12 protein-coding genes and 1 pseudogene are annotated in these 13799 nt (G+C 43.8%); 11 read left to right on the top strand and 2 right to left on the bottom strand.

Annotated elements, in window-relative coordinates; genetic code table 11:
- Positions 1-18: 18 nt before the first annotated feature.
- The 4 genes from L4C44_RS05845 (at position 19) to L4C44_RS05830 (ending at position 2907) form a co-directional block, all read left to right on the top strand.
- The gene (locus L4C44_RS05845) at positions 19-483 is read left to right on the top strand and encodes a GNAT family N-acetyltransferase (protein WP_146490454.1); all 465 of its coding nucleotides are present in this window, start codon (positions 19-21) and stop codon (positions 481-483) included.
- Between the two features lie 99 nt (positions 484-582).
- Positions 583-1815 carry a glycosyltransferase family 4 protein gene (locus L4C44_RS05840; RefSeq protein WP_428804593.1) on the top strand — a complete coding sequence of 411 codons (1233 nt, stop codon included), beginning with the start codon at positions 583-585 and terminating at the stop codon, positions 1813-1815.
- Between the two features lie 199 nt (positions 1816-2014).
- A complete protein-coding gene (locus L4C44_RS05835; RefSeq protein ID WP_285954475.1) occupies positions 2015-2476 on the top strand; it encodes a YeeE/YedE family protein in 462 nt (153 codons plus the stop codon).
- Positions 2476-2907 (top strand): DUF6691 family protein, encoded by a 432-nt coding sequence (locus L4C44_RS05830; protein ID WP_428804592.1) that lies wholly within the window; start codon positions 2476-2478, stop codon positions 2905-2907. Before L4C44_RS05835 ends, L4C44_RS05830 begins: the two co-directional genes overlap by 1 nt.
- A gap of 100 nt (positions 2908-3007) precedes the next feature.
- Here the strand turns inward: L4C44_RS05830 and L4C44_RS05825 are convergent, their stop codons facing one another.
- Positions 3008-3883, bottom strand: a complete 876-nt coding sequence (locus L4C44_RS05825) for an endonuclease/exonuclease/phosphatase family protein (RefSeq protein ID WP_428804591.1) — start codon at positions 3881-3883, stop codon at positions 3008-3010.
- Between the two features lie 303 nt (positions 3884-4186).
- On the opposite strand from L4C44_RS05825, the gene nrdD reads away from it, so the two are divergent.
- Positions 4187-6307 carry an anaerobic ribonucleoside-triphosphate reductase gene (gene nrdD / locus L4C44_RS05820; protein ID WP_017109601.1) on the top strand — a complete coding sequence of 707 codons (2121 nt, stop codon included), beginning with the start codon at positions 4187-4189 and terminating at the stop codon, positions 6305-6307.
- A 174-nt stretch (positions 6308-6481) separates the two neighbouring features.
- Entirely contained in the window at positions 6482-6952 is a 471-nt protein-coding gene (gene nrdG, locus L4C44_RS05815; protein WP_428804590.1) for an anaerobic ribonucleoside-triphosphate reductase-activating protein, read from the top strand.
- 114 nt (positions 6953-7066) lie between these two features.
- Here nrdG and L4C44_RS05810 read toward each other — a convergent pair whose 3' ends face one another.
- Positions 7067-8494 (bottom strand): MATE family efflux transporter, encoded by a 1428-nt coding sequence (locus L4C44_RS05810; RefSeq protein WP_428804589.1) that lies wholly within the window; start codon positions 8492-8494, stop codon positions 7067-7069.
- A gap of 90 nt (positions 8495-8584) precedes the next feature.
- On the opposite strand from L4C44_RS05810, the gene L4C44_RS05805 reads away from it, so the two are divergent.
- The 5 genes and pseudogenes from L4C44_RS05805 to L4C44_RS05785 all read left to right on the top strand — a co-directional run.
- Entirely contained in the window at positions 8585-9433 is an 849-nt protein-coding gene (locus L4C44_RS05805; protein WP_146490436.1) for an AraC family transcriptional regulator, read from the top strand.
- 200 nt (positions 9434-9633) lie between these two features.
- On the top strand, positions 9634-10818 hold the full coding sequence (locus tag L4C44_RS05800; protein ID WP_428804588.1) for an amino acid aminotransferase: 1185 nt from the start codon (positions 9634-9636) through the stop codon (positions 10816-10818).
- 11 nt (positions 10819-10829) lie between these two features.
- Entirely contained in the window at positions 10830-11516 is a 687-nt protein-coding gene (locus L4C44_RS05795; protein WP_146490438.1) for a putative ATP-dependent zinc protease, read from the top strand.
- A gap of 288 nt (positions 11517-11804) precedes the next feature.
- The gene (locus L4C44_RS05790; RefSeq protein ID WP_146490439.1) at positions 11805-13412 is read left to right on the top strand and encodes an ABC-F family ATPase; all 1608 of its coding nucleotides are present in this window, start codon (positions 11805-11807) and stop codon (positions 13410-13412) included.
- A 150-nt stretch (positions 13413-13562) separates the two neighbouring features.
- Positions 13563-13799: pseudogene (locus tag L4C44_RS05785) on the top strand (helix-turn-helix domain-containing protein); the annotation flags it as partial.

Here is a 13799-nt window from a genome sequence, read left to right as displayed (position 1 = left end):
ATCGCGCAAGTTCGTTTTATGACAAAAGCCGACCTTGATGGGGCGGCTTTAGTTCACCAAGCTACTTTTGTTCGACAGCAAAACTCAAAAGATTGGTTACAATGTAACTTAAGCGCTGCACCACGCTTTCTTAACTTCGTTGCAGAGAGTGAAGGTGAGATTGTCGGCTACATAATTTGGGTGCAAAAGAGTGGGTTTAGACCTGAAGCTGTTTTGGAACTAGAGCAACTTGCTGTGTTACCGAGCGCGCAGGGGCAAGGATTAGGCAAAAAGCTGATTCTAGACTCCTTGCCCCAAGTGAAGCACAAGCTAGCAGAGCAAGGCTCGACACTAAAACATGTATTAGTGACCACCAGAGCAGACAACTTTGCACAAAAGCTTTATCAATCGACGTTGGGTGCAGAAGTCGAAACCACGATTTCAAACCTGTACTCTGCGGATGAAGTGCTTATGATAGCTCGCAATGTGGGTGAACGAATATGATCGCTGAGTACTTAGAACCAATTATAATCAGCGATGTAAATTGATTTACGTTTAATTAGGGACTTCTACAGCCCCTTTTGTTATTTCTTAGGAAGTGTTTTGAAGAAAGTTTTAGCAATTGGCTACGTTTGGCCAGAACCGAATTCATCGGCGGCTGGTAGCCATATGATGTCACTTTTACGTCTATTTAAGCGACAAGGTTGGTCCGTTGAGTTCGCAACGCCAGCTCAAGAAACCGAGCATATGATCGACCTCTTTGAAGAGGGCATCACAAGCCAATCTATTCAGCTAAATTGCGATAGCTTTGACCAGTACATCGAAGAGCTGCAACCTGATGTCGTGATGTTTGACCGCTTTATGATGGAAGAGCAATTCGGCTGGCGCGTTGAGAAGGTATGTCCGAATGCCTTTAAGCTACTGGATACTGAAGATTTACAATTCCTACGCAATGCTCGACATGAAGCAGTTAAGAAAGAGACTGAGTTAACGAAAGAACACCTGTACAGTGACTTGGCGAAACGTGAAATTGCCGCGATTCTACGCTGTGATCTTTCGTTGATCATCTCAAGCCATGAGATGGAACTGCTCCAATCTAAGTTCAATATCGATCCAAAGCTGTTACATCATCTGCCGTTCATGGTTGATCTCAACACGTTGCCTGAAAGTACGAAAAGCTTTGAAGAGCGTAAGCATTTCATGACGATAGGTAATTTTAGACATGCGCCTAACTGGGATGCTGTGCTTCAGTTACAGAAGATTTGGCCGAAGATTCGTAAGCAGCTGCCTGATACTGAACTTCATATTTACGGATCTTATCCGCCGCCGAAAGCAACGGCTTTGCACAACCCTAAAACCGGCTTCCATATTAAAGGTTGGGCTAAAGACGCTCAAGAAGTAATGGAACAGGCGCGTGTTTGTGTTGCGCCATTACGTTTTGGTGCAGGTATTAAAGGTAAGTTACTTGATGCTATGAAGTTGCAAACTCCCAACGTGACTAGCGAAATTGGTCGTGAAGGGATGTTGCCACAAGGTGAGTTGCAATGGCCGGGCGCGGTTGCAGATGATATCGACGAATTTGTTGAACAAGCAGTCGCTCTTTATAAAGATGAAGAGAAATGGCTTAAAGCTCAAAGCCAATGTCATTCAATTCTTGAAGCGCACTATGAACAGAATCAACTGGGCGAAAAATTGATCGAGCGACTGATTGCGTTAGATTCTGAACTTGATTCGCATCGACTGGATAATTTCTTTGGTTCAATGCTCAAGCACCATAGTATGGCGAGCACTAAGTACATGTCGCAGTGGATAGCTGAGAAGAACAAGAGCAAATAACTTCTTTAGGAAAAGACAGAATAAATCTTAAGCCCTTAGGTTAACGCCTAGGGGCTTTTTCATGCTGGGCGTTTGTTAGTTCCAAACTTACAAATCGAAACATAACGCCATTACATTAGCATTGACTAATTTATATTTATTAGTAAACTCTAATTTAAGGTTGTTATGAGTTTATGATGTTTGTGAATAGGAGAGGTCTGTGCTTAGTTTGATTCCTTGGAATGCTTTTTTCGGTGGCATGCTGTTAGGCGTGTCGGCCATTGTTTTAATGTTGGGCATTGGTCGAGTTGCAGGTATTAGTGGCATTGTTAGCCGTTTATTACCAGTTGGCACCAGCAACAAAGAAAGCAAAGGCGTGGATACAGATAAAACTGACAAGTATTGGCGTATCGCATTTGTTGTTGGAATGATCGTAAGTGGTTGGTTGTTAATTCCTACCGGTTACCAACTCCCTCAATTGGAAGAGATGAACCTCTTGGTAGTCGTTATTGCTGGTCTGTTAGTCGGCTTTGGCACTAAAACGGCGAATGGGTGTACTAGCGGACATGGCATTGTAGGGATGGCGCGTTTGTCTAAACGCTCGATTATCGCAACGTGTGTATTCATGGGTGTGGCAATAGCCACCGTGCTTATCAAAAACCTGATAGGGTTGGGGGCATAATGAAAAATTCTTCATTTACTATCATTGTCGGTTTATTGGCTGGAATCTTGTTTGGCATGGGTATGATCATCTCAGGCATGGTTGACCCGAACAAAGTGCTTGGCTTTTTAGATGTGACTGGCGATTGGGACATCAGCTTGGCATTCGTCATGGGCGGTGCGCTAGTGGTGTTCGCTCCGTTTTATCACCTAGTCATTAAAAAGCGCGCTAAAGCCATCAATGGCGAGCCGTTAGATAGCCGTAACAACCCGCTAATCGACAGAAAGCTGATTCTAGGTTCAACAGCGTTTGGACTCGGTTGGGGGCTTGCAGGCTTTTGTCCAGGGCCTGCAGTTACAAGTCTTAGTGGCGGTAACCCAACTGTGTGGGTGTTTATGATAAGCATGCTGGCGGGAATGTGGTTGGCAGGTCGAACGAATAAAATTTGTTAACGTTAAACCTATCGCTGATCGCATAGGCTTGATATGAGCATTGAGAGGCTGACGCTCTTTAATCAGAAAGCCAGTCAGCCTCTTTGTACATCTCTATCTATTATTTAATAGTCGTTGAAACTGGGCAGTGGTCACTGAGTTTGTAGTCCAACACATCTTGCGTTTCAAATACCTTCTGCTTTGCAGGTGATGTACTCAATGAATCGCTAACGACAATGTGGTCAATCACAGAGCGGAATTGGTGTGTGCGGTGGTTATGACGATTTGAGCGAACCTTACAATCCGCACGGGTCTTTCTTGTCGCCAAACGAGCATCCGTGTTTTCAGTTAAATCCTTCCACATCCAATCTCTTGAGTAGGATAGGTTATGGTTGAAGTCGCCTAAGATCGCATAGTCTTCACCGTTACGTTCTCTTTGTTGTATCCACTTATTCAGTTGTTGAGCTTGGTCTTTTAGGCGTGAACAATCGCGGTTAGACTTATACGCGCCGCTGCAGCCTGCCTTTAAATGTACAGACAACATGTGAATTGGTTTCGAGCCTGTTTCAACGACCACGTAACTGGCAAACCTAAGCTTGCTGTTAGTATTCGATTCCAGAGGAAAGTCAGCGTAATCGGTGAGTGTGATTCCTTTACGAACTGCGAAGCCTGTGTATTGGTTCACTTCTTTGAACTGATGGTTACTGTTTTCTGGTAATGCTCGGTCAGACATCAATATCTTGTATTGATCGCCAGCCACGCGCTGAATCGCATTTACGTCATCGACTTCTTGAAAGGCGACCACATCCGCATCTAAGGATTGAAAGTATTCTTCAAGTTTGTCGAAATCAGTTTGATCACGTTGGGCAGAAAACTTATTCACAGCCTCGTTGGTTGATAACCATTCGATATTCCAACTGGATATGGTCAAAGGTTCAGCAAATGTCTGGCTACTGAGTAAGCAGCCTAACATTATCCAGTTTTGAAGTCGTTTCATCCCAAATATCCCTGATTTTGTCGTCCAATATAGTTGAGCCGTTATCCTACAACACTTACCAAAAATTCAACTCTTTTTAGCAGTTTTTTTATTGTTACATTGTTTCTTTTCGACTTGAGAACTAGCGTAATAATATTGAATTGATCTTAGTCAGCGTGAGAGTTTTATTGATCTAAATCAATACTCAAAGTTGGTGGTTCTCGTTAAATACGCCACAATATCTAGTGTTAGTTAAACGATAAATCGCTCTATATAGTGTGTTTGTGGATAAGTCTGTGAATACATCAAGAGTAAGGAGAAGTGGTGAAATCAATCGTAATCAAGCGTGATGGCTCAAGAGCTCCATTCAGTAGAGATCGCATCCAAGCTGCAGTGGAAGCAGCATCAGACAAAGCCGATAAGGAAATTGCTATTTATGCACTGAATGTGGCATTAGCAGTTGAGTTGAAGCTCGAAGACTACGATGAAGTTCATATCTCTGAAATTCAAACTATGGTCGAGAACGAGCTAATGCAGGGACCATATAAGTCTCTGGCTCGTGCCTACATTGAATATCGTCATGACCGCGACATCGCACGTGAAAAGCAAAGCGCTTTAACTCGCGAGATCGAAGGTTTAATCGAAGAAAGCAATGTTGATCTGATCAATGAGAATGCCAACAAAGACGGCAAAGTTATCCCAACTCAGCGTGATTTGCTGGCGGGTATCGTGGCTAAACACTATGCGAAAACTCACATTTTGCCACGTGACATCGTACAAGCTCACGAATGTGGTGACATTCATTACCACGATCTAGACTACGCACCGTTCTTCCCAATGTTTAACTGTATGCTTATCGATCTGAAAGGCATGTTAACGCATGGCTTCAAGATGGGTAACGCAGAAATCGACACGCCTAAGTCTATTTCTACGGCGACAGCGGTAACAGCACAGATCATCGCACAAGTGGCGAGCCACATTTACGGCGGTACAACGATTAACCGTATCGATGAGGTTCTTGAACCTTACGTAATGGCGAGCTACGAGAAGCATTTGTCATTAGCGAAAGAGTGGGACATTCATAGCCCAGAAGCTTTTGCTATCTCTCGTACAGAGAAAGAGTGTTACGACGCATTCCAATCTCTAGAGTACGAAGTAAACACGCTACATACCGCTAATGGTCAAACACCATTCGTGACGTTTGGTTTTGGTCTAGGTGAAAGTTGGGGTTCAAAACTGATCCAGCAATCTATCTTGAAAAACCGCATTGCTGGTTTGGGTAAGAACCGCAAAACAGCGGTATTCCCTAAACTGGTATTTGCAATCAAAGATGGTTTGAACCACCAGAAGCAAGATCCAAACTACGACATCAAGCAATTGGCGCTTGAGTGTGCGTCTAAGCGTATGTACCCAGACATTCTTAACTACGACAAAGTAGTAGAAGTGACAGGGTCATTTAAAACGCCTATGGGTTGCCGTAGCTTCTTGAATACTTACGAAGAAAATGGTGAGTTGATTCATGAAGGCCGTAACAACCTAGGTGTTGTTAGCTTGAACTTGCCACGTATCGCGATTAACGCAAAACAAGATATGGCTAAGTTCTACGAACTACTTGATGAAAAACTCAAGCTAGCTCGCCGTGCGCTAGAAACTCGTATTTCTCGTCTAGAAAACGTTAAAGCGCGTGTTGCACCAATCCTATACATGGAAGGTGCATGTGGCGTTCGCTTGAAAGCCGACGACTCTATTGCTGATATCTTCAAGAACGGCCGTGCATCTGTTTCTCTTGGTTACATTGGTATCCATGAAGCAATGACCGCGCTTTACGGCACTGACGTTCATTTGTACGACGACGGCGAAATGCGTGCTAAAGCGCTTGAACTGGTGGAGTACATGAAACGTGAAGTGGAATCTTGGACAAAAGAGACAGGTTACGCATTCAGCCTATACGGCACACCAAGTGAAAACCTATGTAGTCGTTTCTGCAGCATCGATACCAAAGAGTTTGGTGTGATTGATGGTGTAACGGATCGTGGTTACTACACCAACAGCTTCCACTTAGATGTGCAGAAGAAAGTGAACCCATACGACAAGATCGATTTCGAGATGCCTTATCCTGAAATCTCTAGCGGCGGTTTCATTTGCTACGGTGAATTCCCGAACATGCAGAAGAACATCGAAGCGCTAGAAAACGTATGGGACTACAGCTACACACGCGTACCATACTACGGCACCAACACGCCAATTGATGAGTGCTACGAATGTGGTTACAACGGTGAGTTTGACTGTACAAGTAAGGGCTTTACGTGTCCTAAGTGTGGCAACCATGACTCAACCAAAGTATCGGTAACGCGCCGTGTTTGTGGTTACCTTGGTAGCCCAGATGCACGCCCATTTAACTTCGGCAAGCAAGAAGAAGTTAAACGTCGCGTGAAGCATCTTTAATCTAACGAAGGATCTTAATTAAGATCTGCGATCTTTAGCTAGTCAATTTAGAAGAGCTAGGTTTCAAGAAATAAGATTGGTATCGGCGTTATGTCGATACCAATTCTTTTATTTCAGCACTTATAGCATTTCGCTTCAAACTATTAAGCCATCACGAGTTTTCAATACTGCCTTATGAACTATCATCAATATCACCCAATCGACGTTGTAAACGGCCCAGGAACACGCTGCACTTTGTTTGTGTCGGGTTGTGTACACCAGTGTCGCGGGTGCTATAACCAGTCGACGCAAAGGTTGGACTCTGGGCATTTGTTTACTCAAGAACTACAAGACCAAATTATCGCTGATCTCAATGATCCGCGAATCAAGCGTCGTGGTTTATCACTTTCTGGTGGCGACCCAATGCATCCGGCAAATGTGTCTGAAGTGCTTAAGCTTGTGCAACGTGTAAAAGCGGAGTGCGAAGGCAAAGACATCTGGATGTGGACAGGTTACGAACTTGATGAGCTTGATGCAAAGCAGAAACAAGTATTGGAATACGTTGATACCTTGATTGATGGTCGTTTTGAACAAGACAAAGCGGATCCAATGCTCGATTGGCGTGGCAGTTCAAACCAAATCATTCATCGATTTACTGACATATAACGGTTGTCGTGACTTCGTATACTCGTAAAACGAAAAAGGGCGTCATGGTTAGCGCAATGCAACCAATCGGCCCTTGGGTGTGAGTTCTTTTTGTTTATTCGCTCAAACTACTGTTCAAGCAGCTAGCTGGTCTGGCTCTTCTATTAGGTTGTTGATCCATTTCTTAGAGTGAATCCGCTGGCTAGTTAAAGCTATCTTCACTAACTCCTCCAGTAATACAATCATCAACACCCATTCTAAAGACCAGCCAAGCACTAAAGCGGTGAAATAGGCGAGGGGGATACCAATAGCCCACTGGCCGAATATGTCGATGAAGATGCTGTAGTTGATGTCGCCACCACTTTTTAACACACCTCCGATCCCAACCATATTGAATACTCTCAATATCATCCCAGCCGCCATCACCAAGGCGACGTTGACCGCTGTATCTTTGAGTTCCAGATGCGTCAAATCGATTAATTGAACAATGGCTGGCTTGGCGATAAAGCATAGCAGTGCCAATAGTGTCGCAAGCGCACAACTCACAAATACATAGCCCCAAGCGGTATTTTCAACACGTTGATAATTCTTCGCGCCGATCTCGTTACCTAGAATGATTGAAGCGGCAACCGCAAAGCCTAAGAAGGCTGAAATTAAGATACTTTCCACTGGCGATAACAAAGAGATGATCGCCAGTTCACCAACGCCAATCTGACCAACAATGACGTTGTAAATCAGTATTCCACCAGCCCATGCCGTATCGTGAACTAACATAGGAATAGCAATATTAAAGTACTTCTTTCTGTGCTTAGGTAAGATTGCATCACGCCAACTCTCAATTGTAGGGAATAGATGTGCATAATGTTTTCTCGCCATAACAAGCAGTGCAATCGTCTGAAAGAATCGAGAAACCGTGGTGCCAATCGCTGCGCCAACCACGCCGAGTTCTGGAAAGCCAAACAGTCCAAAGATCAACAGGGCATTGAGAATCGCATTAACGATGATTGCCCAAATACTGATTTTGGTGGGTAGCTTAGCTTCGCCCACAGAACGAAGTGCACTCTCTAGCGGCACAACTACGGCGGTACCAATAAGGCTGGCTCCTGTTATCCAAAGGTAATCCGTTGCCAATCGGACGTAATCAGGGTCTGAGGCCACCACAGACACTACTGATTCAGGAACCAATGTATAGATGAATACAAAAGGGATGATGGCAAAGATCGACAATGCCCATGATTGCGCTAGTGTGCGTCTAATTCCGTTAAAATCACCTGCACCAAAATATTGCGAAGCTAGCACGCTGACTGCTCCGCTAATTCCGGAAACCATGATTAAGTTAAAAAAGAATATACGGTTGCCAACGCCAACTGCTGCAGTTGCCGCATCACCAAGCTGATTGACCATGAAAATATCGACCACGCCGAGCAATGAAAACAACATGGTTTGCAGTGAGACAGGTAAACCGATGTGTAATAGCTTTTGCCAAAATTCTTTATCTAAATGACGATATGTCGAGAGCATCGCATTTCCCCTCTGTTGAATATGCGAGAAGTGTATCGGCATTTGTTTTAGCTGTATTGTTCAGACTCATCACAAACTTTTGTCAAACTATCTACTTTGGTAGTTTGGCAACATGAACGAGCTAGCAATGGAATGAGTGATAAACAAGAACGGTACGAGATCTCTGAAAAGACGCATCAAGAGTTTGTCGATCAAAGCCATGTATTGGCATTCGAAGAGCTCGGTATCGTTCAATGTGGGACAGCATCGTGCCGCGATTTCTTTTCTGTCTATCGAAAAAACCAACAAAAACACATGTTGCTGTATACCGTAAGAGGCAAAGGGTGGCTCGAAAGTGAAGGGTGTCGATATATTCTCGAGCCAGGTTCGTGTATTACTGTGCCTGCAGGCGTTGAGAACGGTTTTGGTATTGAGGAAGAAACATGGCAGATCGCGTGGATCTTTCTATCGCCTGACAAGCAATGGGATAATGTCGTCAGTGATGAGGTGAGTTATACGCTCTCTCCAGCAGCAGAAGTTGTTTCGTCTTGTATTCATACCTTGCTGAGAAGTATTGCCTTGCCCATTGATTTAGGTGGAGCGATTGCCATTCACAGCGTAGCGCAAATAGAGTTCATGATTAATGCGCCAGTCCCGCAGCAGCAATCTCGAAATTTGATTCGCTTGAGGCGTGTGTTCGATAACGTGCAAAAGCAGCTTCACAAAGAGTGGAATGTGCATGAGCTAGCAAACCTATTCCCGTGCTCAGAGCCGCATTTCCATCGTTTGTGCCAACGTTATTATTCTCATAGCCCGATGACGCATATTATGCGTATGAGAATGGAATACGCTGCACGATTGCTCAGGTCGAGCGATTGGTCGATTCAACACATTGGCGAGATAGTTGGATATCCCAATGCCGCTAACTTTAGCACTCGGTTTAAGGCGTGGTCAGGAATGACACCTAGGCAATTCAAACATGGTTCTTGGTTGGAAACTTAATAGGGAACTGACTAAACCAGTCACCATAATTTCATAACTTATCAGTAGCTGTTCGAAATTTGCGCTGTTTAGTGATGTAAAACGACCAATCTCTGATTACTTATTCTAACTAAGCGCTTCTATTAAAAAATGTTTCTGATTTTAGTACTAAAATGTTAACGTGAAATTCATTACTTGAATTTCAAAGGGTTGTGACTTTCATGTTTTCACATCTACCAAAACCAACTTTAGATCCAATTCTATCTCTTTCTGTTGCTTACCGCGGCGATACTCGTACTGATAAAGTCGATTTAGGCATTGGCGTTTACAAAAACGACCAAGGCGAAACTCCGATCATGAAAGCCGTTTCTAAGGCTCAAGATATCGTTGTTGAAACTCAGAAAACCAAAGCTTACGTTGGCCTAGCAGGCTGTGAAGAGTTTAACCAGAGCATGGTTGATCTGCTGCTTAAAGGGACTTCTGCAATGGATCGCGTGGCTGCGATTCAAACACCGGGTGCAAGTGGTGCACTTCGTATGTTGGGTGACTTAATGAAAGTTTCTCAACCAGACACGACGGTTTGGATTTCAAACCCAAGTTACGTTAACCACAAACCGGTAATGGAAGCGGCAGGCTTAAAAGTTCGCTACTACAATTACTTCAGTCCTGAAACGAAGCAAGTTGATACTGCAAAAATGTTGGACGACCTTTCAAAAGCCGGTCCATCAGACGTGGTACTACTGCACGGTTGCTGTCATAACCCAACGGGTGCTGACATCGACTTTGAAGCGTGGCAGGAAATCACTAAGTTATCGCAAAATAATGGTTTCTTACCGTTCGTTGATATTGCTTACCAAGGCTTTGGTGACGGCCTAGAAGAAGACGCGAAAGGTCTTCAACACATGGCAAATAACGTTGAAGAGATGTTGATTACAACGTCTTGCTCAAAGAACTTCGGTTTGTACCGTGAAAGAACGGGTGCCGCTATCGTGATTGGCAAGAACAGCGAACACGTTGGCAATGCTAAAGGTAAACTTCTTACCCTTGCTCGTTCTACTTACACAATGCCGCCAGACCATGGTGCAGCTTTGGTTAAAACAATTCTTCAGAATCAAGAGCTAACATCGATTTGGAAGCAAGAATTGAGTGAAATGCAGCAACGTTTGTTAAATCTGCGCCAAAATTTATGTGATGAATTGCGAAATACTTATAACACGTCACAATTTGATTTCATTGAAAGCCATAAAGGCATGTTTAGTGTACTAGGCTTTAAAGAAACTCAAATGAATCAATTACGTGAAGAATATGGAGTCTATGGTGTTGGTGACGGACGCATTAATATCGCAGGCCTTTCTGAATCTCATATTCCTTATGTAGCTAAAGCGATAGCCAACGTTTCAAAATAGAAGGTGACTGAATGTATAACTGGAAAGCGATTGTAGTTTTAATGCTAAGTGGTGGCTTGTTTGCTTGTTCGACGACGACTCAAGTGCCTGCCGAGCCGGAACAAAAGCCTCAAGTAGAACAACCTGCTGTGGATGATTCTTCAAAGACTGATGCAACTGAAGGTCAGAAAGTAACGGAACCCACAGAGAAGGCTGAAGAAGTAAAACCAACTGAACCAGAAGCGAAGCCAAAGCCTGAAGAAAAGCCAGCTCCAAAGCCGACTAAAACAAGCGATGGTAAACTGATCCTTGGTGAAGAAGAGTGGGTATTTGTTCCTGGTTTGAAAGAAGCGTTTAAAGCACGTGTAGATACAGGTGCAACAACATCTTCAATCAGTGCGGTTGATATTGTTGATTTTGAACGTGACGGAAAAGACTGGGTTAAGTTCAAGATTGAACACGACGGTATCACAACGGAAGAAATCAGCTTACCAGTAGAACGCTGGGTGAAGATCAAGCAATCAAGCGCAGAAGGAACACAACGACGCGCTGTGGTTGTGGCTTCAATTCAAATTGGTGATCTAAAAGACAAAACTGAATTTACGCTAGCCGACCGAACGCACCTTTCTTTCCCACTTCTGTTGGGTAGAAGCTTCTTTAGAGATGTTGCGGTTGTCGATGTGAGCAAAAAATACGTTCAGAAGAAAATCACTAAATAGATTTAAGTCTATGAGTTCTGACTCAATCTGACATTTCTGTTTTGATAAATTGAATCCCTGCTAATGGAATTAGCGGGGATTTTTTCTATTTATGGCGTAATAACCGACGAAATGCATTTAATTGTCCATTGTTCGCTATCCGTTCACTGTTTAACCTCGACAATGTGATCCTGATCTCTATATAATCCGCGCTTCGTTTTATGTTTAATCCATACTTTCGTACTTCTTATTTAGGCACGTCTTTCTGCCTAATAATTAACTGTCAGTACACGCTTAGGAATTAGTTCTTTGATATCTACCGCGAACATCACAATGCAATTTGGCGCAGAGCCGCTGTTTGAAAACATCTCTGCTAAATTTGGTAACGGCAACCGCTATGGTTTGATCGGCGCTAATGGTTGCGGCAAATCAACGTTCATGAAAATCCTAAGTGGCGCATTAACGCCAAGTTCGGGCAACGTTTCTATCACTCCTGGAGAAAAACTGGGTGTTTTGAGCCAAGATCAGTTCGCATTCGAACAGTACAGCGTTATCGACGTTGTAATCATGGGCGACAGAAAGCTTTGGGAAGTAAAACAAGAGCGTGACCGTATTTACTCTTTGCCAGAAATGAGTGAAGACGATGGTATGAAAGTCGCTGAGCTTGAAAGTGAATTCGCAGAAATGGACGGCTACACAGCAGAAAGTCGCGCGGGTGACATCCTGATTCAAGCGGGTATCGAGGAAGAGTTCCACTTCGGTCTGATGCAGCAAGTTGCTCCAGGTTGGAAACTGCGTGTGCTATTGGCACAAGCACTGTTTGCAAACCCAGATATCTTGCTACTTGATGAACCAACCAACAACTTGGACATTCATACGATCAACTGGCTGGCTGAAGAGCTAAACCAACGTAAATGTACAATGATCATCATCTCGCACGATAGACACTTCCTGAACTCTGTATGTACGCACATGGCGGACATCGATTACGGTGAGCTGCGTATTTATCCAGGTAACTACGAGTACTTCCTAGAAGCATCTGGCTTGATTCGCGAACAACTTCTAGCAAGCAATGCTAAGAAAGCGGCTGAAATCAGCGAGCTTCAAGACTTCGTAAACCGTTTTGGTGCTAACGCATCTAAAGCGAAGCAAGCAAGTTCACGTGCTAAGAAAATGGATAAAATCACGCTTGATGAAGTGAAATCATCGAGCCGTATGAGCCCATCAATCAATTTCGGTGAAGGTAAGAAACTGCACCGTCAAGCTCTTGAACTTCAAGAACTTGGTCACGGCTTCGATGGCGAAACACTGTTTACTGGTGGTAATTTACTGCTTGAAGCGGGTACACGCCTTGCGGTTATCGGTGAGAACGGTGTAGGTAAAACCACGCTGCTACGTTGTCTAGTTCAAGAGCTAGAGCAGAACGAAGGTATCGTTAAATGGTCTGAAAATGCTTCTGTAGGTTACTGCCCACAAGACAGCACTAAGGATTTTGATAACGACCTGAGCATCTTCGATTGGATCTCACAATGGCGTACAGCGAAGCACGATGACCTAATGGTGCGCGGTATTCTTGGTCGTCTGTTGTTTACGGCTGACGATGCGAACAAGAAAGCTCGCAACTGTTCTGGTGGTGAGAAGAACCGTCTGTTATTCGGCAAGCTAATGATGCAAGACATCAACGTGCTTGTGATGGACGAACCAACCAACCACATGGACATGGAAGCTATCCAAGCCCTAAACGATGCACTTAAGGTTTACACTGGCACGCTTATCTTCGTGAGCCATGACCGTGAGTTTGTATCTTCATTGGCAACACACATCATCGATGTGAAAGACCAACAGCTAGTGAGTTTCCAAGGCACTTACGAAGAGTACCTCGATCATCAGAAAAAGATGCTGATGGTTAACTTATAGAGTAAGTTGTAGTTAGGGTGTTGAACGACTAACGGCCAGCGAATCTAACAAAAAAAAGCCCCAAACATTAATATGTTCGGGGCTTTTTTGTTTGTTCTGTACCGTCCTAAATATGGTTGACACATTTCCAACATGAAATTGGAGAGTGTCATGAAAACAACAAGTAGACGTACTCAACGAGATTATTCTCTTGCCTTTAAATTGTCAGTCGTAAGCCAAGTTGAAAAAGGCGAAATGACTTATAAGCAAGCTCAAGAACGTTATGGGATCCAAGGTCGCTCTACCGTTTTAGTTTGGCTTCGCAAACATGGTCAACTAGATTGGTCTAAAGGAACAGAACAATCGAGAGCGTTAGGAGCGACTATGTCAAACGCGACTATGTCAAAC

Origin of the sequence: Vibrio satsumensis (assembly GCF_050337435.1) — a bacterium.
Lineage (GTDB): Bacteria > Pseudomonadota > Gammaproteobacteria > Enterobacterales > Vibrionaceae > Vibrio > Vibrio satsumensis.
This window is presented reverse-complemented; position numbering and strand designations above follow the sequence as displayed.

Coding starts and splice junctions, on each gene's coding strand:
- L4C44_RS05810 (WP_428804589.1), bottom strand. CDS start 8,494: ATGCCGATACACTTCTCGCATATTCAACAGAGGGGAAATGCGATGCTC.
- L4C44_RS05830 (WP_428804592.1), top strand. CDS start 2,476: ATGAAAAATTCTTCATTTACTATCATTGTCGGTTTATTGGCTGGAATC.
- nrdG (WP_428804590.1), top strand. CDS start 6,482: ATGAACTATCATCAATATCACCCAATCGACGTTGTAAACGGCCCAGGA.
- L4C44_RS05800 (WP_428804588.1), top strand. CDS start 9,634: ATGTTTTCACATCTACCAAAACCAACTTTAGATCCAATTCTATCTCTT.
- L4C44_RS05795 (WP_146490438.1), top strand. CDS start 10,830: ATGTATAACTGGAAAGCGATTGTAGTTTTAATGCTAAGTGGTGGCTTG.
- L4C44_RS05845 (WP_146490454.1), top strand. CDS start 19: ATGACAAAAGCCGACCTTGATGGGGCGGCTTTAGTTCACCAAGCTACT.
- L4C44_RS05825 (WP_428804591.1), bottom strand. CDS start 3,883: ATGAAACGACTTCAAAACTGGATAATGTTAGGCTGCTTACTCAGTAGC.
- L4C44_RS05805 (WP_146490436.1), top strand. CDS start 8,585: ATGAGTGATAAACAAGAACGGTACGAGATCTCTGAAAAGACGCATCAA.